We start from the raw sequence: 25,317 nt of genomic DNA, 5'->3' as shown, positions 1-25,317 counted from the left end.
CGAAAAACTTTATACCTAAAGATACGAAAACTTTGGGTAATAACAAAGCCCGGGCTTGAGAAAGTCTGGGCTTTGCGCATAAAAAAAGGCTGTGTCAGCGTTTTGACACAACCTCTTTTTTAACAACCAATTGACCATGAAAAAGACATTATTATTTCTCGTAGCAGGTTTTTTCTTTCTCAACAACCTGCCGGCACAAAAGCCGATAGAACAAAAAGAGATCCGCTTAGTACAGTATATGCCCAATATACCTTTCCCCTATAAAATGAAAAACTGGAAAGATATAGCCACGAAACAGGACAGACTATTTTACGATTTCAACGCCAAAGGACAGAACCTGCCTCTTATCTGGTGGGACGATTCGCAAGTAAACTTTCCATTCCGCACTTTCGGACTTCCAAGCTACGTAGATAAAAGACGGTTAGGAGGAAATTCTTATGAATCTCTTCCCACTATGGGCTCACTCATTAGTGCAAGTCTGATAGGAGTAGACAAAAGCAATGATGACGGAAAAGATTATGTATCAATGATACGACAATTCTTCAACAAGAAGAATGGAACCAATCTTATATTGAACGGACTCGACAGGAAAGCCGGAGAAAGTTTCTGGTATGAGATATGGCCGGCAATGGCTTATTCGATGCTGGTAGATTTATATCCTCAAAAAACAGAGATGCAGGAGCCGATGAAGATCACTGTCGACAATTGGTATGCTGCTATCCAGGACTTGAGTGAAGGTAGAGAATATCCGGACTTCAACTTCACCGCCTTCAACTTTAAGAACCGTAAAGGGTACTATAATAAAGTATGGCGTGAACCGGATGCAGCCGCAGGACTTGCTTGGTTGCAATACATCTCCTGGATTAAATACGGAGATAAAAAGTATCTGAATGCTACACGCCAATGCATGACATTCTTGCAGAACCGTCCCGAAAAAGAAGGAACTTTCTATGAGATAATGATGCCCTATGGGGCTTATCTGGCAGTGCGCATGAATGCGGAACTTGGAACTGCCTATGATGAGCTGAAAATGTTGAACTGGTGCTTCGACGGTAATAATTCAAACCGTGACGGATGGGGAGTGATGTGTGAGCGTTGGAACAAATACGACGTACACGGATTGGTAGGACAAAAAAAGGATGAACAATATGCTTTTGCCATGAACACCTTTTCACAAGCTGCCGCACTTGTCCCAATTGTAAAATACAACCCAGCTTATGCTTCCACAATAGGCAAGTGGATGCTGAACCTGGCAAACGCCTGCCGCTTATTTTATGCAGACGAGCACCCCCGCAACCGTCAGTCGAGTTCTATCTGGGAAGGTGATCCTCAACACGTCATTTGCTATGAAGGATTGAGGAAGGACTTGTATCATGGCAATCACTTTGAACCGTTCCAGGGATTATTGTCCGATGAGGGTCCCTATGCTATTGGGGATCAAGTAAAAACCATGTCTTCAGCTACAGATATTTGCTTGTATGGCTCGGCCTGGGTGGGTATGCTAGCCTCTATTGTAGATACTACTAATGTGGAATGTATTCTTCAATTGGATTGTAATGCCACAGACTTTTATTCCACAAGAAAATATCCTACTTACCTTTTATTCAATCCTTATTTTGAAGCCAAAGAGGTAACCTTGAATCAACACTTTACGGAACCTACGGACTTGTACGATCTGGTATCCAAAAAATACATAAAGAAAAATTGTACCGGCGAAACAAGCATTATCCTGAACCCGGACAATGCCATAACTATTGTTTGTATTCCTTCTTCCGCTAAAAAAACAAAGAAACATGGTAAATTGATTGTTGACGGTGAAATCGTAGATTATCGTTTGTAATTCGGATTGACTATTCCACAATTGTATAAATCCTCCGTTACCGATGAAAATATGCGCGGAATAAAATAAATTCCTTATATTTGCTATTATCCTAACCGTATAAATAACATTCATTTACATGAGAAACATCTTATACGCACAATTATTTTTTATTCTGATTATTGCATTTGCCACTTCCACAAAGTCTTATGCTTTTAATGTGGCAAAACACATATCAAATGTTAACGGACTGACAAATAATTCAGTAAACTGTATTTTGGAAGATGCAGAACATACGATCTGGATTGGGACATGGGATGGACTGAATGCATATAATGGAAGAGAAATTACGACATTCAGATATAGCAAAAACAATCCGAATTCTATAAGTAATAACGTTATCCGCCAGATTATTGAATGTAAGGGCAGTTTATGGATAGCAACAGATAATGGAATCAATCGGTTAGATAAACGAACCCGTCTGATAACAAGGTATTATTTAAGAACAGATAATAAAGTACCCAATCAAGAAAAGTCTTTTATTTTAGGAAAGAGTGCGGCAGGAGATATTATCTGCCTCATAAAGGGGCTGGGGTTCTTTGTCTACAATGATTCTGAAGATGAGTTTAATCCGATTAACACAGACTTTGCAAGTCATATAAAGGATTATTCCGTGAGTGATTCCGATCGTATGCTTTTCCTTTTAAATAATGGAAATACCGTGCATCTGACTTACAATCTACTCGTTAACGGAGGAAAACAGAGTGATTTACGCACAGTCGACATACAGACGCCTGTAGATAAGATATTTCTGTCGAAAGACAGATTTATCTTAAACAAAGACAACAAACTTTTCCTTTTAAATCCCGACTTTACAGTTTCCCAATGCATTGAGCTGGATAGTAGCAAACCTGTATCACAGGTTATCTTAGCAGAGAACAAGATGTACGTCAGCTTTATAGAAGGGGGATGTATTCATTATGATTTAAAAAAGAATACTTTTACCTACCTGAACGAACTATCCAGTCAGTTATCAGTCTTCACTCTTTATTCCGGTAGTCAGAACATATTGTGGATAGGAACGGACGGACAAGGATTAATTCAACTTTATCATTACGACTCTTTATTTGAAACCGTTCACACCAGTCACCCTGTGAGATGTTTTTGTGAAGATGAAGATGGTAATATTCTGATAGGCACAAAAGGAAGCGGAATAAAACTGTTGAATCCTGCAACGAAAGAATTGACAGATTATCTGAATGAGAGTAAAGGGTTGATTTCCAATTCTGTCTATGCCTTGAGAAGAAATAAAGCGAATGACATTTTTATCGGAACGGAAGGAAACGGAATCAATATATTGAATGTTGCTACAGGGCGACTGGAAAAGCTTGAGATACCTGATAAATATCCGCCTTTCAAGGCTGTGTACAACATTTATTTTACGAACAATGATTCTCTTTTATGGGTGGGAACATCAGGATATGGTTTAATCAAAATAAATATTTCCAGAGAGCAAGGTCGTTATCACGTTAAAGGATTCAGGCAATATAATTCGTCGGATAAGAATATCTCATTGAATAACGATGTTGTTTATGCCATTACATCCGATCCGGAAGACAATATGTTATGGTTTGGCACACGTGGCGGAGGCTTGAACTGTATCAATATGAAAGATAATAGCATAAAATCATTGGAGGATATGGACAGTCGGATTTTACTCACCAATAATGATGTATTGTGCTTACTGCGTGATGATACTGGTATATGGATAGGAACAAGTTATGGACTGAACGAATTGAAAAAGGAGGAGAATGATTTTCACCTGATACAATATGCCGACGAGAAATTGAATAATAAAACGATTCATGGAATATTAAAAGACCACGAAGGAAAGATATGGATCAGTACCAACCAGGGATTGTCTAGCCTGAATGTAAAAAACAATAAAATAGATAATTATACCTTGAATGACGGATTGCAGAATGATGAATTCTCTGATGGAGCTTTCTTCAAGGATCATCGTGACTTCTTGTACTTTGGAGGAGTAAGCGGGTTTAGTTATTTCAATCCTCGAAATATACATTTGCGCGAGTTTAATCCTCCACTTATATTAAGTAGTTTGAAGATATATAATACGGTACAGGACATTAATGAACGTATCAGAAAAGGAGTGTTGAAACTTAGCTATGAAGAAAGATTCATGACTTTCAATTTCATAGCCAAAGACTTTATTAATAATGAAAACTGTGAATATGCTTATCGCTTGAAGAACCATTCGGATGATTGGGTGGAAATGGGTAATAATCCGAATATTATCTTTACCCAACTTCCTCCGGGTGAGTACCAGCTTGAAGTGAAGAGCACAAATGGCGACAAAGTATGGGGAGATAACATTTATCGCTTAACTATAAAAGTAGGTTATCCGTGGTGGCTTAGTGTTCCTGCATTGATTATCTATGCCATATTGTGCATTATTATCTTCTATATCACAAAGTCTGTTATCAAAAATCGCATACGGTTAAGCCGCCAGGTTCTTATAGCCCAGGTAGAGAAACGGCATGAACAGAAGATTTATGAATCCCGGCTCAATTTCTTCACTAATGTGGCACATGAATTCTTTACCCCCCTAACTTTGATTTATACACCTGCACAGCACTTGTTGGAACAGGACGGGTTAGATGGTAGTACAAAGAAATATCTCCAAATAATAAAGAATAATGCCGAAAGGATGCAGAAGCTGATTAGTGAGTTGATGGAGTTTCGTAAAACTAAATCGAGCAATATGGATTTGCATCCTGAAAATGTGGACGTAAAATCATTGATGGAATATGCTTCCAACAATTATGTGGATATCCTGAAAGAGAATAAAATAGACTTCAAGGTAGAGACTCATGATACGTCAGAGATCTATTCCGACCGCAATGCTTTGGAAAAAATTATATTCAATTTACTGTCGAACGCTTTCAAATATACTCCTCGTTACGGATATATTCATGTTGAAATATCACAAAATGAGCCTGATAAAACCTTATACTTGCTCGTAAGAAATTCCGGTAAGGGATTAACAGAACAACAGATGGCAGAGATATTTGATAAGTATAAGATATTTGATACTCCTAAATTGGGTAACTCTGTAAGCAATGGCATAGGTTTAAATCTAACAAAGAGTCTGGTTGAATTATTAGGCGGGCAGATAAGTGTAAATAGTGAACTGGGAAAAAGTGTTGAATTTTCAGTCGTGATTCCTTCTTTGCCATCCGATCATTCACTTGTTGTAACGGATGAAAAAGATTCGTTGCAGAAAGAAAAGAACGGGCAGGATCACTTATCCCCTCGCAAAGATACTGTCATACTGATAGTGGAAGATGAAAAGAATATCAGAGACCTGCTGAAAGATGTCCTCTTTGATTATGTGATACACGAAGCAAAAGACGGCGTGGAGGCTTTGAAAGAGATAGAACATAATCATCCTGATATTATTATAAGTGATATTGTCATGCCCAATATGGACGGTTTGAGCTTGATTAATAAATTGAAATCCGATTTGAAAACAAGTTATATTCCGATCATAGGAATATCGGCAAAGGCTTCTGTAGAAGACCAGATTAATGCCTTTAACCATGGTGCGGATGCTTATATCGTCAAACCATTTCACCCGAGGCAGGTTATCTCCACCATAGAGAATCTGCTGTCGAGACAAATGCTTTTAAAGGACTATTTCAATTCCAGCATGTCTTCTGTGAAAGTAAAAGACGGGATTGTTCTTCATCCGGAAGACGAAGAGTTAATACAGAATGTAACAGACTTCATAAAGAATAATATAGATGATGAGTTATTAAGCCCTTCTTCTATTGCCGAATTTGTAGGAGTGAGCAAAGCTACCTTGTATCGGAAGTTCAAAGAAATAATAGATAAGACTCCGAGTGAATTTGTACGAGGCATCAGACTGGAATATGCAGCCAAGTTGTTAAGGACAACCAAGTTGACCGTATCCGAGATTATGTTCAAATGTGGATTCTCTAATAAATCTTATTTCTATCGGGAGTTTTTAAAGCAATACGGTGTATCTCCCAAGGATTACCGGAATCAATAGATAAATCCTGCCAATCTGTCATTCAGATAGCAATTTGTATTTCTCGTTACCAAAAAATGCCGCTTGTAGATTACTGCAAGCGGCATTTTCTTTATCTAAATCATCCGAGATTTATCTATCCATCCGTAGATTAATAGTTTTCCTTCTTCACCTCGAAATAAGCCTGTGGATGCAGACATGCCGGACAAACTTCGGGAGCTTCCTTACCGATTTCAATGTAACCGCAGTTACGGCATTGCCATACCACTTCGCCTTCTTTAGCGAATACAGTCATATTTTCGATATTGTTCAGGAAGGCAAGATATCTTTCTTCGTGACCTTTTTCTGCGATGGAGATATTGCGGTACATAGCAGCAATCATCGGGAAACCTTCCTGTTCTGCCACATCAGCAAAGTGAGGATAATCCAGTGACCATTCTTCATGTTCACCCGCTGCGGCAGCGCGAAGATTTTCAAGTGTATTACCAATTACACCGGCCGGATAGCTGGCAGTGATTTCTACCATACCGCCTTCGAGGAACTTAAACATACGTTTTGCATGTTCTTTTTCCTGATCGGCAGTTTCAGTGAAAATAGCTGCAATTTGTTCGTAGCCTTCTTTTTTAGCCACACTTGCGAAATAAGTGTAACGCATTCTTGCCTGTGATTCTCCTGCGAATGAAGTCAACAGATTTTTCTCTGTTTGAGTTCCTTTAATACTCTTAGCCATAATTCTAATCTATTTTAAAATTGGTTGATTACCAAACGTAACTTGTCGTACTATTTATAACGCAAATATAAGCGATTTGTTCATAATAAACCATCTTTTTTTGATGAATAAAATCGATTGCCTCATTGATGAAATCTATCAACAGACAAATAGTATGTTCAAAAACATACTTATTTCGATTATTTTATCTAATTTTGCAACATCTACTTTACAAAAAAGACGGAATATACGTATAACAACATCTAAAAATGAAGCTATTTGAATTTAAACCCAAACTGGTTTCTTGTCTAAAGAATTATTCGAAAGAAACGTTTATGGCGGACCTGATGGCCGGCATTATCGTAGGTATCGTGGCGCTTCCTCTGGCTATTGCTTTCGGTATCGCTTCGGGAGTTTCGCCCGAAAAAGGTATTATCACCGCTATCATTGCGGGATTCATCATTTCCCTGTTGGGTGGCAGCAAAGTCCAGATTGGCGGTCCCACAGGAGCATTTATCGTCATTATCTATGGCATCATACAACAATACGGAGAGGCCGGACTGATTGTAGCCACTCTGATGGCGGGCGTACTCCTTGTATTATTAGGAGTATTCAAGCTCGGAGCAGTTATCAAGTTCATCCCTTATCCTATCATCGTCGGATTTACCAGCGGTATCGCTGTCACTATTTTCACGACCCAAATCGCCGATATTTTCGGTTTATCTTTCGGAGACGAGAAAGTGCCGGGAGACTTCGTCGGGAAGTGGATGATTTATTTCCGTCACTTCGATACAATCAACTGGTGGAATACCATCGTTAGTATTGTCAGCATTATTATCATCGCTATCACTCCGAAGTTCTCAAAGAAAATTCCCGGCTCGCTGATTGCCATCATCGTAGTCACGGTAGCCGTTTACCTGATGAAAACCTTCGGAGGAATCGACTGCATCCAGACAATCGGCGACCGCTTCACCATCAAATCAGAGTTGCCCGATGCCGTTGTGCCTGCGCTGGATTGGGAAGCTATCAGGGAATTGTTTCCGGTGGCTATCACCATTGCCGTATTGGGAGCTATCGAATCCCTGCTGTCTGCCACGGTAGCCGACGGTGTGATAGGCGACCGCCACGATTCCAATACAGAACTGATCGCACAGGGAGCAGCCAATATCATAGCCCCTTTGTTCGGAGGTATTCCCGCCACAGGTGCTATCGCCCGTACCATGACGAATATCAACAACGGGGGTAAGACACCGATAGCCGGAATCATTCATGCAGTAGTATTGCTGTTGATTCTGCTCTTCCTGATGCCACTCGCACAATATATTCCGATGGCATGCCTTGCCGGCGTACTGGTCATCGTATCTTACAACATGAGCGGATGGCGTGTATTCAGAGCTTTACTGAAGAATCCGAAATCGGACGTTACCGTACTGCTTATCACGTTCTTCCTGACCGTTATCTTCGACCTGACTGTCGCTATCGAGGTAGGATTGGTCATTGCCTGCGTCCTCTTTATGAAGCGTGTCATGGAGACTACCGAAATCTCGGTGATTACCGACGAGATTGACCCGAACAAGGAATCGGATATTGCCGTACACGAAGAAAACCTGATGATTCCCAAAGGCATAGAGGTATACGAAATCAACGGCCCTTATTTCTTCGGTATCGCTACCAAGTTTGAAGAGACAATGACACAACTGGGAGACCGCCCCAAAGTACGTATCATCCGTATGCGCAAGGTTCCGTTCATCGATTCCACAGGGATTCACAACCTGACTACTCTCTGCGAAATGTCACAGAAGGAAAAGACTACCGTTATCCTTTCCGGAGTCAACGAGAACGTGCATAATGTACTGGAAAAAGCCGGATTCTACGAGTTGCTGGGAAAAGAGAATATCTGCCCGAATATCAATGTAGCATTGGAGAGGGCAAAAAGTCTGGTAAAATAGTGCTGTTTATCAGCTACTTGTAAGCCTGTAAGCCATATATACCGTGCGTATTGGACATATAGATCCAATGTGTACGGCATATATGACCTGCGTGTTGGATCTATATATCCAACACACAGCATCTATATCTCCTGCAAACAGGATATTATCATCATTTATTCTATCATGCTGACCTCTATTTGATACAGTCACAACCTCTTTTATTTCAGAACCATGTTCTTGTTTTCTTTATAATCAAGCGCACGATTCATAATCTTCAACTGTCCGAGAGTATTCTCTAATGAAGCATTTACAATAACCGGAGTTGCTTTAATATTCGGATTCACTATTGCCACATCATAAACCGACTGCTCCAATTCACCATTCAGATAGATTTTCAACATTCCATTCTTCTCACGGCATAAAGACACAATGCGCTCTTTATCATCATCAACAGCCTGTCCGGATACGACTTTCAACCCTTTTACCACGAATACAAGCCGCCCTTCCGCATCCAAATCCACCAAAATGTCTTTTCCCTGACGCAACAAGGAAACAGCGTTCTTATCGGTTTTCAAACAGAAAGACAGATTAAAATCCCCGCTGCCACTGACTCCTGTCAAAACAGGTATCTCCTGATTCTCGAAATAGAAAAAAGCGGTGCGCAATGCTTCCGTATTTCCTGCGTCATCTGTCACTCCCGAAATATTCAGGCGGTATTTATCATCTTCTCTCATTTCACGAGCCAATGTTAGTGTCACGACACGCCTGTCCGCTGAAAGCGAAGTAGCGGTTACCTCATTTCCCGAAACGGAAAATATTCCGTCTTTCAGTATCACAGGCTCATTAAGCTCGACCGTCAGGGAAGTCGGAGAGGTGGTCTTCACTATCCGCAGAGCAGGGGCTTCCTTATCAGGCACGGTACTGAATTTCCAAATCCGCACTTCACCCGGCTGCAAACTAAGGGAGATTTGTCCGCCATAATCAAACAAATGGTTCTCCGTGTCCTCTGCCTTCTGTTCATCCGTCCGGTACGCCCACACATAGGTACGATGCAATCCTTTCAATCCTTCAGGCATTCCGATAGTGCGGTCGAGCGGGAAGGTAAACTCTTTCACTTCATCGGACGGGTTGCGGACAGAAATAATCCCTTCCTGTCCCGACCATGCCGAATAGCCGTAAGGAGTTCCTTTTGCGGGAGTCTGTCCTATCAGTTTAGCATGTTTCAGAGTCTCATAGTTGTCGTTAATCCAGTGCAGTACATCGGCATTTATCACCCATTTCTGCCCCTCGTTCATCATGTTATAGCTATAATAAAGTTCCCAGAAAGCACTGCCGCGGGTAGCCATCATCATCAGGTAAGTGCGGAATTCATCATCATCCATCTTTCCGGCGAGATTGGCGGTATTGCCATAAATCGGGTCGTGGTTATAAAGATGCGCCAAAGGGAACTGGAACGCGCGTGTCTTCACAAAATCGAAATAACGGTCGTCCCTGTAAGACAAAAGTTGGTCAAGCTGTGACGGGCGTTTTACGTTCAACCGCCCGATGTCCTGCGAGTTCTGCATCCACACGGAGTTTCCCCATTGCAAGAACCACGGGCTGGGGTTGACATAACACGTCAGGTTAATCCACAAATCATTCCTTTTCGCCCCGCGCTGGTCGCGCATCGCCTGAAATATATCAATCCAACGTTCCCAATGCTCGGTGACATAACACATTCCCTGATAACCGCCGGAGATATAATTCCCCTGCGGGTCGGGTTGCGGCGGACGAACCAGAAAACCGTCCAGTTTCCAGTAATTCACGTCAAACCGTTGCTGGCAGTCCAGAAAAAACATTTTCAGTTTCTCGCAGTACACCTTATGGTTGGTGCAAATATCACTTGAGTTGCAGTTCAGTTTTCCATTCCCGTTTTCTTCCAGAAACCGCGCGAACTTGATATAATAATTATAACCTCCGCGGGGGCCCAGCCACAATCCGAAATTAGAGGACAAACGGTGTGACAAATCCGAAGGGGTGGACAGTTCGTTCGGGAATTTGCTGTTGAACGACCAGAATTTGGCCTTGTTCTCTTCCTGCCACGGACCGTAAGCATTCCAACCGTCGTCCACCACATAAGAGTCAATCGGACGAACTCCGTTCTGCGTCAGTCCGCGTTCCACTTCACGGAAAGAGTCGAGGATATTGTTCTCGTTGATGTCGAGCATAAAGTCATACCATGAATTGTACTGGATACGGAAGTCGACCGGAACGGAAATATCATGGATATAACTGAAAAAGTCCGTCTGAATGACATCCATATCCGTACTGCGGGTGGCACCGGTCACTTCTTTCCAGGTGGTAAACGTCCCGCTGTCCGCCAGACGGCCTTCCGAAGCAAGCATCTCAAAGCTCTTTCCCGAATAATAGCGGATACGTACTTTCCGATCACCCTCAATCTCCGTCTCCGAAGCCGGAAATTCAAGTCCGAAGAACATGCCCTGTATGTACACCGGTTGCCCCAAAGAGATGTAATATCCGCTGACACCGCCCACTCCCTGTTCCATCACCGGATGCGTCCAGACAGCATATCCTTCGGGAAGGCTCATCGGCTCGAAATCAATATAATCCAGACGCGCCAGATGGCGTTGCGAATCGGGGACGGTAATCTCCAGATATTTCCTCATATAGTGCTTCCCTTCCTCCAATGTAAGAACCATGTCCACCTGCCAGTCCACCTCCTGATGGCGGAAGCCCTTATAATGGAAAACCAGCTTCTTGCCGTTCTTCCCTTCATCCGTGACCTGTACTCTCTGCAAGAAAAGATCAGAAGAATGAATATCCGCAACGACCGAATCCGCACTCAACGTACGGATGATAAAATCCTCCGAAATGGTTTCGGGAATAATACGGGAAACTTCCTTCCCCATACGCTTATTTTCAATCATGCACGTGCGGACTTTATCATTCTTCACCAGAAACTTGCGAGCGAGGAATTCATTGCCAATCTCCACAGTATCTGCTATATGATTGACATAAATCTCTTCCTTTACAGCTGCCCTCATGGAAAACAAACATCCTCCAAACAACATCAACAGCAAATATATTCGTTTAATCATACTATTTTTATTCTTTCATTTATCAAACCTTTAAAAATAATCCGCGCTTATACATCACCCTCAACAGGAGAAAGACAATCAGATAATTGGCGAAGGTAAGCCATACGGAGTAATAACCACCCAGATATTGTTCGAGCCCGTAACTGACCGAAGCGGCAACGCAACGGAAATTCACAACTTCGCCCAGCAGATACGCCGTAATGGAATTCATGCCATACACTTTCAGCCAGTTCAATTCCCGGGTATATCCTTTATAATCAATCCAGTAATAGAACAATGCCATCAGCAGAAAGCAATAGCCGCCGGAAAGCAGGGTCATGCTGCCTGTCCAGATACGTTTGATAACAGGCATCTGCAAACTCCACAGTAACGCCAGGCCAACAAGAGCAAGTCCGACAACTAGCAACGTCTGCACCACCCTTTTCCGATTTGCCTTGCCCTCTTTCATTATCTTTCCGGCAAACGCTCCGAGCATGACGGTCACTCCGAATGTCAGGCTGCTCCACATCCATGTATAGTTGTAGGATGGCGAGAAGCTCCAGGTTCCGTCCTCATTCCAGAAAACACCGTCACGGAATCGCCCTAAAACGCATCTGTCCACTTGTTCCGCAAAGTTCCCCGCCGGTGTGAAATCCCCCAAAAACGTCATCGGAACCCAGTAGACGAGAAGGAGTAGCAACGTTATCCCTACCTGCCACTTGAACGGGAAGTGCAACTGAATGACCGCAGCAATAAGATAACCGACAGCAATAGACTGCAATGTATTGGAATACAAATAAAGATGCGTGGCGTCCAGACCGAGCAGGTTTCCCTGAACAATCATTCCGAAGATAAACAGGAGAAAAACACGCTTCAGGATTCTCCGATACACAGGCCAATAACTTCCCGTAGTCCCTATATACTTCGATAGTGAGAACGGCATGGAAGCTCCCGTCATAAAGAGGAAAAGCGGCATTACCAAATCCCAGAAACGGAATCCCTCCCAAACCTCATGGTCAAACTGATAAAGTATGCTATCGAGAAATGACATATTCATCTGCCGTGCCAATGCCACGAATACAGGTTGAAAAAAGACCAGGAGAAATAAATCGAAACCTCTTAGAATATCCAATGAGGCAAGACGGATGGAATTGTTTTCCGGTAATTTGTTTTTCATAAGTATAGCTTTTGTATAAACTTGATTATCGTTTTATCCAATGTCGCTTTATTCATGTTTGTACCCTTTGCCTTATTCCAGTATCATTTCGTCAAAAAGGATTCTCGACACCTGTCCCGGCCGTACATGAGATGCCGGACAAACTCCCGGGCCTTTGGCTGTCACACGTACGTAACGCGCTTGTGTACCTCTCAGCTTCAACGGCAAGTTTTCTATAAAGTTTCCTTCACGAAAAATCTCTTCGGGCGTGAAACTCCGCATGGCAGCTTCGCAGAAACTAGAGTTGTCATCCGAAACTTCCACTTTCACGGACGACGGCTTATGGATAGCCATCCCATTGTTCGTGATGCAGCCCAATGTCAATGTGTTCAGCGTTTCCGGCTTCAGCAGGTCAATTGTAAAAGAGACGGAATCATTATCATTCCAAGTGCACCATTCGGAATCCGAATATTTCAAGCTTCCACGTATTCCGTTCGTCAGGAGCTTTACAGACGGACTGTCTCCCGATACAGGTTTGGCGGTAGCCAGGTTCCACCGGACAGGGAGTATCAATGTTTTTCCCATCTGCCTGCCTTGCGCAAAAGTAGCACTTTTCAGTGTAAGCGGCTCTTTTACAGGCACTATTTTTTCGTAGAGCGGTGAAGTTGCCGTAGGCTCGCTTCCATCCGTCGTATAATGTATCTCCATGTCGGGGCGGATACATTCCAGTTTCACTTCGAGCATCCCGTCGTTTGGAGTGACCGTATGCTGGATGTTGTACATCGAACGGGCGTAGACGATACCTTTAGCTGTCAGATGTTCATTATAGACATCCAGTCCTTTCAGGAATGAAGTCCAATCCTTGCGTTCTTTCTTCGTCCATGCCACTTCCGCAAGGGCGGCCAGACGGGGAAAGAGCAGATAGTCCACATCTTCCGGTTTGTTGCAGAACTCCGTCCATAGGGATGCCTGTACGCCTATAAGTAAGGAAGCATATTCCGGTTTCCAGTCCGCCTGCACAGGTTCGTAATCGTAGACGTCCTTCAGTGTGTTATTGCCGAAATAGGTCTGGGGTTCAAACCATTGCGGGCCCTGATAGCGGATCAGGTACATGATGCGGGCAGGAGTCATAATGAACCGGTGTCCTTTTTCAGCAGCTTTCAAGGCAGCCGCGCCGAGTCCGCGCCAACCTTGAATAATAACGCCTTCGGGCAGGAAACTGCTGTTTGTCAGTTCGTCCCAACCTATCACTTCGCGTCCCTTGCTGCGTACATAGTCGCTCATCCGTTTCATGAAATAACCTTGCAGATCTTCTACGTCGGCAAGATGCTCTTTGTTCATGCGCTGCCGGCAAAGCGGGCATTTCTTCCAGAATCCTTTCTGCGCCTCATCTCCTCCCAAATGAATATATCGCGAGGGGAAGATTGCCATCACTTCGTCCAGAACATCTTGCAGAAATGTAAAGGCGCTGTCGTTTCCGGCACAGTAAATCACTCCCGAACTTCCTCCGCCCAAGCCCGGAATGACTCCAATGTAACTATTCACCACAGGGCAAGCCAGTTGCGGATAGGCAGCCAGTGCGGCGTTGCTGTGGGCGGGCATATCTATTTCGGGGATAACCTCTATCTGGCGGTCGGCAGCGTATGCCACCATTTCCTTGATGTCTTCCTGCGTATAGAATCCTCCGATAGGGGTCGGTTCTCCCGGTTCGGCGTTACGGCGGAAATAGAAAGGAACATCCATGCGGTTCACTCTCCATGCACCCACTTCCGTCAGGCGGGGATATTTCTTGATTTCTACCCGCCAGCCGTTATCATCCGTGAGGTGGAAATGAAGCGTATTGATTTTGAGCATGCCCATGCAGTCGATGATACGCAACACGTTCTCTTTGGGAATGAAGAAGCGGGCGGCATCCAGCATCAATGCCCGATAGCCGAAGCGCGGTTCATCCTGAATGGTTACCGCGGGAATGCTCCATTGGATATTCTCAACCCGACGGTTGCCTTCGACAGCCGACGGCAACAGCAGGCGGATGGTCTGCAATGCATAGAAAAAGCCTTTTATATCCGATGCTTTTACTTGTATCTGCTCCGGAGTAATCTCCAACTGGTAGGCTTCGCTTTTTAAAGAAGAGTCAGTCGTAAAACGGACATGACTCTTCTCACTGCTACCTATTGCCAACTGTGGGGTTATTCCCGAACTTCTCTTGAATAAGTTTATAAAGTTGCGGACGATGACAGCCTGCTCATGGTTCTCTACCGAAAACAAGGTTCGGGCGGAGAAGGTGAAGTTACCCTCGCCCGGCACGACCTGCACCGGACGGGGAACTATTGAAACAGGGGGTGATGTCAAGTTGTCCGCGCATGCACCCGATATGGATGCAAACAGCATACAAATGATTAAGATGTATTTCGTCATGGTTTGACAGTCAGTTTATTTATTAAAAAAATCGCAAGTACCTCTTTGCCCCTTTTTATTGAAGACTGAATAAGGCACTTGCGAAATTTGATTAAGGCAACTAAGAATTAATAAAACTTCGTTCCTGTATGCCTATTTCTACCTTGGTCATACTCTGCTACTGAAGATTTATTTATATAAGTACGAACCCAATCTATTTCCAAACGAGGAATAGCATTATTATCACGATCCCGTTCATAATTATCATAGCTTGCAAAACCAGAATCCCAGCCGGCATCAGGAGACCATACACCATTAACCTCAGTTCCACCTCCAAGCCCCCATTTATTAGGTGCTCCCATGGTAAGAATAAATTTCAACCCATTTAAGTTTTGTTCATCTGTAAAAGTCCAATAGCCTGCAGGACAATCAGCTTTTTTATAGCATACAGTCTCTTGCCCATTAATGCCCAGTGCGACTTCCGAATCAGAACGCCACTCAAACCAATAAATGTTCCATTCATTTATATTTATCGTATGATTTGCAGTTTGAGTTTTTTTATCGGTTCCTGAAATTCCCGTATGGAATGTCTGATGCGCTTTATTTCCTGTAACAGGACCTGTCGGATTTTCGAGAATATCAACTTCCGTGTAAGTATTATATTTACCCGACTCATCAGATATCAGCCAAATCCCCATGTTAAAGCCATTTTTCTCACCACGAAGCCGGGCACGAATTTCCATTCTGCAACCTTCTGATATTAACTGACTATTAGCTTTATATGTAGTATTAACTCCACATCCATAGAAAGCAGCAGTACCATAATCCCTATCTTTTCCTGCTGCCGGCCCTGTACCCTTCGACGGAACTTTCATTTCTATCATCTTCAGATATCCTTGATCGGTTATATTAGAGAATTGCACATTGACACAAGCCGCATGATTCTGTACAATCACCGTATTACGATCTGCCAAAAACAGAGGAACTTTATTACCCCATGAATTACCTGCACCATTAGTATTCCACATATCACCTGTATTTCCGAAACTATGGAATTCCCATGCATTGTAGAACTTCCAGCCTGCCGTAGCTAAATCTGTATTGGGATGCGGATCCAGTTCTTTCATTTCAACAACCTTATCATCTCCATATTGTGTCTTGGCTGCTGCCAACCTGCCACTTGAAGCAAATGCAATTCCCGGACGTTCGTAAACCCAACGCTCATCAAGAATCCCATCTCCCTTTTCAGCTTCGAGGTCCTTCATCGTAATTTCCAATGTTTCATTATCCAACGGATGAACTGCAGAAACGGTCGTAAAATTCAAAGTCAACGTTTCCGTTTTGGTAGGTTCCATATTGTGTTTAGTTTTAACTTTCACTTCTGCAGATTTTTCTCCTGCCTTTATCGTCAATGTGACGGGGGGTAACGTTACATAGAAATCTTTTTGCTCATCAGGTACAGTGATATGGATATCCATATCATCCGTGACCGGCACAGGAACTTCTGCCAAAATAGTAAACTCATCACCTTCGTCAATAACCCTGTCCGAATTATTTTTTATTGATACAACTGTGTAATGGAGATCAGAAATAACAATCGATTGAGTTGGATTAGTCACCGTATAGCCACGTACAAACGACATTACATTCACATACAACTTTTGTTTGGGCTTAATTCCACTTTCTGTAATCGGTAGTTTTATATCAAAAGAACTGACTCCCTTCGGGAAGGTAACCATTGAAGGAAATGCTTTAAAGGCTGTCTTTGATACATCTTTTTCTCCGTCCTTAGCAGTCAGATAAATATCAAAATCTTCGTTTGTCACACGTTCCGGATTCTTAGCGTCATTCACTTTCAAAGTAAGGGTAAGCTCTTCACCCATTACAAAGCTCTTGGCACTTGATTCCACTATTAAAGGTACAGTTTCCGGCAGTGGTTCTACCGCATCGTCCTCGCACCCTGCAAAACCTATTGAAAGCAGGCAAACAGGTAAAAATGTATATAGTATTCTTTTTATCATAATTGTGTAATTTATTAAATTGAGATACTTATTCGCTAACATCTCCCCAGCCCGGATTCTGTTTCAATTCATGGTTTAATTGCAGTTCATCCGGTGGTATCGGTAATAAATAATCCCGGTTCAGGTCGAAAAGGTAACCCTCAGGCAAATATTGCTGTAACGGATCCATCCACCCGTCGTTATCTTTCAATACCAATTCCAATGATTCGCGCCCTTTGGGTGAAAAGCTTTTGTAAAGGACACTCTCTTCGCCCAGATATGCACCCCTGCCACGACCGTTGATTCCTTTCAATGTTCCGGCTTCCGCCCAACGCATCAGATCGTCCAGACGGAATCCCTGAAGTGCCAGTTCCGAACGTCTTTCACGACGAATTTCCTGTATCAAGGGAGTAAGCCCGGTAAATGGGAAATTAGCATCTGCTTGCGGCTCTATCCATGTCACGCCTGCTCTTTCGCGCAAGGGTTTCAATGTTTTGTTCAATACATCGTCGCTCCATTTGTCCAATTCTGCCGCTGCTTCAGCATAACAAAGTAATCCTTCCGCATACCGGAACAGGATAATGCCAGTCTGCGTATTCCCTTCCACATAAGTAGTGTCAATACCTAATCTGATATGGAATCCGGTAACACTCTTGCTATTACCGTCGCCGTTCAAGTTAGGAGAGACAATATCTTTATTCTTTTCTTTCATTTCATCATCAGTGCCTGTCGCATCATAAGCCCTCACATTCATCGGCTTATTGGAAGAAGAACCTGCATTAGAGCGATATTTACATCCGGTATGCATTACTGTAACGAGAAGTCTCGCATCCCGTCCCTCAAATGTTTCATTAAAATCCTTGAACTTCTCGTCTTTGGGATTAATAAAAGTTCCATCGGCATTTAAATAGTTATCCACCAATGACTTTGACAGGCCGGACGGTCCCTGGCCATCTACTGCTCCTGAAGCGAGTAAACCACCCAAATTATGAAAGACACCATCAGCCACTGAATACTTTTTCCACAGAACAGCTTCCGGTATTTGAGAAAGATCTTCCTTATTAAATAAGTGTGCAAAAGCATCTTCGGTATTTACATACTCCTTATCAGTGTCTTTCGTATTCAATGTCAAGCCAGCAGTAAAAAGTTGCTGGTCTCCCCAGTTCAATACTTCCTGAAAAAATTCCGTAGAATTGTCTTCCGTTGCAAACTTAGTACCTTTGTGGTATTTCTCCCACGAACCTTCATAAAGCGCCACCCGCATAGCCAAAATAGTAGCGGCCTCCTTACTGATACGCAGTCCCTGATATTTACTACGCGTAAATAAATTTGCACGTGCTTCCGGAATTTCACCGATAGCGGCCTTCAAGTCATTCAATATAAAACGGGCAACATCCGCACGCTTGGACGCAGGTTTCTGTAAGCCGGCTACCGTAGCGTTTTCATCCCAAAAATCATCCATTATAGGTATATCTCCAAAACGGGTGAGCAGGTAGAAATGCCAATAAGCACGCAAAAAATAGGCTTCTCCTCTAAGCGAGAGTACTTCAGCAGTCTCAAGTCCTGCATCAACTTTATAATAGTGAAAGAAGTAGTTGACATTACGCAGGTTCTGATAGCCTTTTTCCCAATCGGTCGAGCCACTGAACTGATTATTCTCACCATTCAGGCGTCTGTCATATTTTTCAGCCAAAATGTTATCGCTGTTCACCTCTTCACCACGGACACTCATTCCATATTGCGTCGGAGCCGGCAATGAAGTATATAAAGCATTGATATAGTTCTCTACTTGTTCGCGACCAGCCAGGAAGCCTTCGTTTTCAGGCATTGTCAACGGTTGCCGATCCAAAAAGTCGGAACAAGCGGACAACACCAGCCCTATAAAAGCAGTCAGTATAATTATTTTCTTTTTCATGATGTTCCTCTCTAATTAAAATGTGATGTCAATTCCAAATACAAAGTTCCGGTTCAATGGGTAAACTCGCCCGTTACCATTTGCAGTCAGCGGTGAAGTAAGGGCGGGAGCAGAAGCATTACTACCTCCTACCCAACCATTCACCTGATTCAGTGTTTCAGGGTCAAACTGTTGCGGCAACTTGGAAATTGTAAACAGATTATCGCAAGTGAAATATACTTTCAAATTACTCAAGCCAATCTTTTCCACCAATTGTGGTTTGAAAGAATAAGAGACTGTCAAGTTCTTCAGACGCATATAAGCTGCATTGAGTAAATAACGAGTTGTATTATAGCCTATATTCACTTCTTTGTCTTTAGAATTATCTGTCAGGCGTGGTAAATATCCATCAGGATGCCATGCATTGAAATAATCAAGATGCTCTTTGAAGTAACAATTTCCTCCATACAGGTAAGTAGCACCTGCCATCGGGAATTGTCTCTTGGCTACTCCCTGGAAAAGAGCTGATATTCCAAATCCTTTATAGCCTGCATTCAGATTAATACCGAAAGAATATTTAGGGGTTGTATTACCGATTACTTTCAAATCACCATGATCCGCCAAAGTTCCTTTTCCCGGGTCTACCTTCCCGTCACCATTGGAGTCGATATATTTTACGTCACCGCGTTGCCACTGGTTGTCAGCTTTAAAGAAGCTAAGGTCTACCGTTCTCAAATATTCATCCACTTCACGGTTAGTCATGAAAAGATCATTAGCTTCATATCCCCAAATCTCACCGATGTCCATTCCCTCATAATACCCTCTGTTACGTGCCAGACCGGTATGGTTATTGAATATCAGTCCTTCAGGATTATTATACTTCGTGACTACTGCCTTGTAATTGGATATATTAAAACCGACACCATAACTGAATCCGCATTTCAATTGATCCTGCCAATTGACGGACAACTCCCAACCACGATTACGGAGAGTCGCATTATTTACTTTTGCACGGTCGTCTTTACTGATACCTCCGATAGCCGGAATTGCTTCAGCCGGACCAATCATATCATGCGTTGTACGCTGGTAAATATCAGCAGTTATTGTCAGACGGTTATCCAATAACAGCAGGTCAAGACCTAAATTGGCATTATCCACCTTCTCCCAGGTAATATAAGGACTGACCATTTTCGGAGTTTTGGCAATCATTCCTTTGGCAGGAGTGGCGTTTACTCCCGGCAGTAACCAAGCATTGGATGAGTTTGACACCAAATCCATCACTCCAAGATAATCATACAATCCGGCGCCATTCTGATTACCCAAGCGTCCGTAAGAAACACGCAACTTCAACTGGGAAAATGGAAGATTCCATGATTTGAAATAGTTTGTGCGAGCTATATCATAACCGGCAGAGAAGGAAGGAAAGAATCCCCAACGGTTTCCGGGAGCAAAACGGGAAGAACCGTCATAACGTCCACTGAATTCCAGAAAATATGTCTCCTGATAATTCCAGTTCAACTTGGCATACATACCCATTGTGGACCAATGAGTACGGTCTTCACCGGCAGACAATGTACCATTGGAGTTCGCAAATGAATAAATATCACTACCTAAAATTCCATCCTTATAAGTGAAACCATTGGAGTTTTCCTGCAACTCCATCTGAAAACCTGCCATAGCCTTGAAGTAGTGTTCTCCCCATGTATGGACGTAAGATGTCGATACATTCGGAGAAAGATAATAATTAAATGCATTACCGCGAGTATAAGAACCCCATTTGGAATTCTTCCATTCCATACCCGGATATACATATCCCTGCTTGGTACCTATGTCAACCTTTAACTCTCCATCAGGTTTTTCTACTGTAGGGTATCCACGTTTGAAACTGTTGTCTTCTACATCAAAACGTACTTTCATTTCCCCTACAATATCCCAACCCGGTAACGGGGTAATGGTAGCAGCAAAAGACATTGCATCGGATATGCGGTTCTGTACATAATGGGATTCTTTTAGATAACGGAACTCAGAAGCATCATTATATTCCGAATCAATCGGATAATGAGTAGGAGCATTTGGTATTGTTTGTCCAAGAGTTCCATAAAAGATGGTCTGGTTGGCCATCGGCCTTTTAAGGATACTCAATGTTATATTATTATTGAAATTGAACTTCAACCATTTATTGGCTATAATCTGGAATTTCGTATTTACATTATATTTGCTCAGGTTATCATCTACCTTGTCAAGTAAACCATCCTGATAAGTGTAACCCAAACCTACATAATAGTTGAACTTTTCCGAACCTTCGGTTACACTCAGGTTATGTGAATGACGAATAGCAGTATCTTTAAAATAATAATCAAACCAATCTGTATTCGCATATACCGCATCCATTGAAGAAGCCCAGTCTGTCCCGTTTTGATTGGGACCTATACCTGGAAATTCTGCTGAATAGGGGTTCTTCATGAATCCTTCCATCTTCTCTATAAGAGCGTCAGAAAATTTATGATTCACGCCATCATTATCATTCCGTTCGTTCACATATTTAGCAAACTCAAGAGAGTTCATCATCTCCGGCATATTGATAGGTGAACTAAAACCTACTGTGCCTCGATAAGAAACCCGTGTCTTTTCCTGCCGACCGCTTTTTGTAGTTACTAATACCACACCATAAGCGGCACGTGCACCATATACGGCAGCGGCAGAAGCGTCTTTCAATACACTAATTGTTTCGATATCATTTGGATTTACGTTCTGAAGGCTTTGTTCCACTCCGTCCACCAATACATAAGGCTCGCCCCCGTTACCATTAATAGAACCGACACCGCGGATATTGAACTTGATTTCCGCGCCTGTTTCACCACCAACGCCGTCAGGAGCTGCGTCGGTCACAAAATTCAGACCGGCTACATTACCTTGAAGGGCACTGGTCAAATCGGTTACAGGACGATTGACTATAGCATCGGAAGCTACAGTAGACACAGCAGCCGTAATGGTATTACGTTTCTGCTTGTCCATACCCACCACAACGACTTCATCAAGAAGTTTCGAGTCTTCCTTTAATATGAAACGATTACCTTCAAGTTTTGTCACTTTTACTTCGAGAGGAGAAAAACCGACATAAGAGATAGATAAGGTATTGCCGACTTTACCTTTGACAGAAAAGTTACCGTCAATATCGGTCAACGTACCTTCTTTTGCCCCTTTTACCATGACCGTAGCTCCAATAATGGTTTCCCCCTTATCATCCACCACTTGTCCTTTAATCATTTGTTGCTGCGCAAACGCTCCCGAAGGAAATAACAGGAGCATCATCAAAAGAACAACAAAGCAGCTTTGTTTCTTCATAAGCTTCTTTTTTTTCATAATACTACATTTAATAATAAAGATTCATATTTCTATTAGCGAACAAAATAAATCTCACAGGCATTAGATTTAAGAATGAAGAACCGGGATAACTTTTCCGACTAACATTCTTGTCACAAAGGTAGGGTAGCTTTTAAAAAGAGTTATTTTAAAAATAGCCATTAAATATTCACTTTTCACCAAATCAAACCATTTCATCGGGGGGAATGATTGTTTTTCAAAAAATTAGTTTAAAATCGGTACCATACTCTATAATATTACATTTCAGATGCAATAGGGTAATTATGGGAATATATATTGATGCATATATCTATGGAATAATCCATAAAATAGAAAAAGACGGACGATTTGTTTATTCTATACTCCGAGCCTTATCTATCGATTTGTTCGACACCGAGAAACGATGTGTTTCTCGGTGTCGAACACTTTGTTTCTCGGTGTGCAACAGGTCGTTGGTTTTAAAGGGAAAAAGATAAAAGATAAATATTTATATATCAATATATTACAGAATCATACTCTTCGTTTGGAATGTTTAAGAAATCTGTTTATCCATTTTAATAGGTTGAGTCATCTTTAACACTTATTTTATTACAATAATAATTACACATAACTGCTTTATCTTTTGTTCTTATGTTCTTCTGTCTAAAATATTTCCAGTCCACAGGTAAGCAACCATAAGCCCACGTGGTGAGTATATATGCCTACCAAGCTAAATATATAGATTTAGCGCATAAATTAGTTTATCATACAAAGTCTGGCAATCAGACAACTCTTTGTTGAAATAAGGGAATTACAGATATATTTTGCCTAAAATGAGAAATGACAGTATAAATTGAGCTTATTTCTGCATGACTTCCTCCACCCGTTCCAGTTCCCATCCGCGAAACTGCATCACAATACAATGCAACTCGGTTCCGTGCACCATCTGACGCACCTTAGCACCAACGGCATAACCTTTTATTTGCTCTACAGCTTCTTGCCATTGGGCTTCGGCTTTCGCTTCGGAATCCTTGGTGGAGAGGTATTTCAGTTCGATGATATAGCTGTGCTTCACGTCATAGCGTATCAAGTCAGGCATAAGAAACAGGTCACAATAACCGTGATTCAATTCTAGTTCCGGAGCTATCAGGTAATAGGCATTTGTACTCAGGTAAGCAGTAAAGAAGCCTTGCAAGTTGCGCTCGCCTTCGATGGAGCTTCGCACGGAAGAGTTTTCCTTGTAGGCATGAGCAATAAATTCCATCGTTTCACGCCAATGACCTTCGTAAGCCATTTCATAATACATCAAGCCAAGGTCATTCAGATTGATATGCCGGTTATCCTGATATTCTTCCAACAGAAATTCGTAATACTGCTTACGCACGTTATTATTGGGAATACTCAACACCAGATAGTTGCCCCGAGTAGCAGTGATGGTAAGCATACCGTAATAAAAGAGCAGACTGGGAAAAATCTCCGGCTTGGTGATATCAATAGCGGGAAAGGTAGTCGTCAATGTGGTGATAATCTGCCCCTCTTCGGTGATTTTGCGCAACACGCCTTTGCGATTACCGTCCAATTTGTCCAAACGGATGAGTTTCTTCATCTTGTTGTAGTCAGTACGGGTGTTGGGGTCTATCATCTCTTTGGGTGATTTGCCCAAATCCATATAGTTGCGCAAATAATAGAGCACCATGTCACAATTGAACATCTTCGGGTCACGTTCCAGACTTTCTTCGGCAAAACAATAATTGTCATACCACGGACGCATTTCCTCTATCATCGCACTTATATCCACATTGCCCGGCAACTGTCTGGCATCCTTATAGTATTGGAGCATCTCACGCACATCCGTTTCACTGAATCCCAGCATCATATTAAACTGGTGCTTGGTACTGATATTCCAACCGATATTAAATCCGCTAGTCAAGTCATCCAACGTCACGGGGCTGACACCGGTCATAAAGATGCGCTCAAACATACCTTTGAACTTCTTGAAGATTTCACGGTAAAAGCCGCTAGCATGGGTCAGCGCATGATAGACTTCCTTGCCCTGCTCATTCAACACCACATTGGTGAAGTTATCATATTCATCAATGATAAGATAAAGATGCGCTCCGGTTTCAGCCGCATGAAGATTCAGATAATTCAGTTTACTTACAAAATCGGGCTGTGCTTTCATCTCCTGAGCAAATCCCGGAAAATAATAAGATTCATAGGACATACCGAACAAATCCATGACCATACAGCAGTAACGGTCGAAGTTCTCGGCCAACGTACCACTACCACCGCTGGCACGGGAAAAGTCAAGAAAGAGTATCTGGAAAGTCCCTTGCAGCCGTGTAGGGCGACTGCCTATCCATAGATTGCCGAAGCGTTTATCGAACTTTTCTCTTTGAGCGATGTCATAATAAGCCCGGAGCATACTCAGAAAGATGCTCTTGCCGAAGCGGCGGGGACGGATAAAGAACAAATTACTGGGTTGCTCTTCCAACAAAGGCAGATAGATCGTTTTATCCACGTAATATTGGTTCTGCTCCACCACTTCCACAAAGTTGGAAACTCCATAAGGGATTCTTTTTACTTCTTCCATGATTTGTTCCTTTCTTTAGTTCTCATATCTATGAGGATAATACAAAAGTAGCATATTTCAGCAGAAAGAACAAAGAAAGGGAAAGAAAGTTGAAAGATTGCCGCATTGAAGTGACAGACATAAATCCTTTTATTTTTTCATGCTATTAGCCGGATGAGATTTATAGCAGAAACTGTTTAGGTAATAACTGTCATAAAGAAAGTTGCATTATTGAAACAAAGCGGGCTGCCACAGGAAATGGATTCATCATCGTTGCTTTCTTACGGACCTTATCTATAAACATGTTCATTTTGGTCGATATTACAATGAGGTCCTTATGCCCTTCGT

At 42.5% G+C, this 25,317-nt stretch carries 11 protein-coding genes; 3 read left to right on the top strand and 8 right to left on the bottom strand.

Going from position 1 to position 25,317, the window contains the following annotated elements; genetic code table 11:
- Positions 1 to 136 precede the first annotated feature (136 nt).
- A complete protein-coding gene (locus N5O98_RS21490) occupies positions 137 to 1,840 on the top strand; it encodes a hypothetical protein (protein WP_022199712.1) in 1,704 nt (567 codons plus the stop codon).
- A 118-nt stretch (positions 1,841 to 1,958) separates the two neighbouring features.
- Complete coding sequence (locus tag N5O98_RS21485) at positions 1,959 to 5,912, top strand: hybrid sensor histidine kinase/response regulator transcription factor (RefSeq protein WP_118160991.1); 3,954 nt, start codon at positions 1,959 to 1,961, stop codon at positions 5,910 to 5,912.
- 130 nt (positions 5,913 to 6,042) lie between these two features.
- Here N5O98_RS21485 and rbr read toward each other — a convergent pair whose 3' ends face one another.
- A complete protein-coding gene (gene rbr, locus N5O98_RS21480) occupies positions 6,043 to 6,621 on the bottom strand; it encodes a rubrerythrin (protein ID WP_004312048.1) in 579 nt (192 codons plus the stop codon).
- Positions 6,622 to 6,869: 248 nt separating this feature from the next.
- Between rbr and N5O98_RS21475 the strand changes: the two genes are divergently transcribed.
- Positions 6,870 to 8,549 (top strand): SulP family inorganic anion transporter, encoded by a 1,680-nt coding sequence (locus N5O98_RS21475; protein WP_004312050.1) that lies wholly within the window; start codon positions 6,870 to 6,872, stop codon positions 8,547 to 8,549.
- 200 nt (positions 8,550 to 8,749) lie between these two features.
- Here the strand turns inward: N5O98_RS21475 and N5O98_RS21470 are convergent, their stop codons facing one another.
- From N5O98_RS21470 to N5O98_RS21440, 7 genes are all read right to left on the bottom strand, one after another.
- Complete coding sequence (locus N5O98_RS21470; RefSeq protein ID WP_004312051.1) at positions 8,750 to 11,629, bottom strand: hypothetical protein; 2,880 nt, start codon at positions 11,627 to 11,629, stop codon at positions 8,750 to 8,752.
- A 22-nt stretch (positions 11,630 to 11,651) separates the two neighbouring features.
- Positions 11,652 to 12,785 (bottom strand): acyltransferase family protein, encoded by a 1,134-nt coding sequence (locus N5O98_RS21465; RefSeq protein ID WP_022199716.1) that lies wholly within the window; start codon positions 12,783 to 12,785, stop codon positions 11,652 to 11,654.
- Positions 12,786 to 12,857: 72 nt separating this feature from the next.
- Complete coding sequence (locus N5O98_RS21460) at positions 12,858 to 15,182, bottom strand: glycoside hydrolase family 20 protein (protein ID WP_022199717.1); 2,325 nt, start codon at positions 15,180 to 15,182, stop codon at positions 12,858 to 12,860.
- 107 nt (positions 15,183 to 15,289) lie between these two features.
- A complete protein-coding gene (locus N5O98_RS21455; protein WP_004312054.1) occupies positions 15,290 to 17,182 on the bottom strand; it encodes a DUF5006 domain-containing protein in 1,893 nt (630 codons plus the stop codon).
- A 28-nt stretch (positions 17,183 to 17,210) separates the two neighbouring features.
- Positions 17,211 to 19,076 carry a RagB/SusD family nutrient uptake outer membrane protein gene (locus N5O98_RS21450; protein ID WP_004312055.1) on the bottom strand — a complete coding sequence of 622 codons (1,866 nt, stop codon included), beginning with the start codon at positions 19,074 to 19,076 and terminating at the stop codon, positions 17,211 to 17,213.
- A 15-nt stretch (positions 19,077 to 19,091) separates the two neighbouring features.
- Complete coding sequence (locus N5O98_RS21445; protein ID WP_032856250.1) at positions 19,092 to 22,418, bottom strand: SusC/RagA family TonB-linked outer membrane protein; 3,327 nt, start codon at positions 22,416 to 22,418, stop codon at positions 19,092 to 19,094.
- An 838-nt stretch (positions 22,419 to 23,256) separates the two neighbouring features.
- Positions 23,257 to 24,990, bottom strand: coding sequence for an ATP-binding protein (locus N5O98_RS21440; RefSeq protein ID WP_004312058.1), 1,734 nt, complete (start codon positions 24,988 to 24,990; stop codon positions 23,257 to 23,259).
- Between the last annotated feature and the right edge of the window lie 327 nt (positions 24,991 to 25,317).

The sequence above is a fragment of the Bacteroides sp. LFL-34 genome (genome assembly GCF_027257075.1).
In the GTDB taxonomy this organism is placed as follows: Bacteria; Bacteroidota; Bacteroidia; order Bacteroidales; family Bacteroidaceae; genus Bacteroides; species Bacteroides ovatus.
The sequence above is the reverse complement of the archived record's forward strand: the minus strand, read 5'-3'. Positions and strand labels throughout refer to the sequence as shown.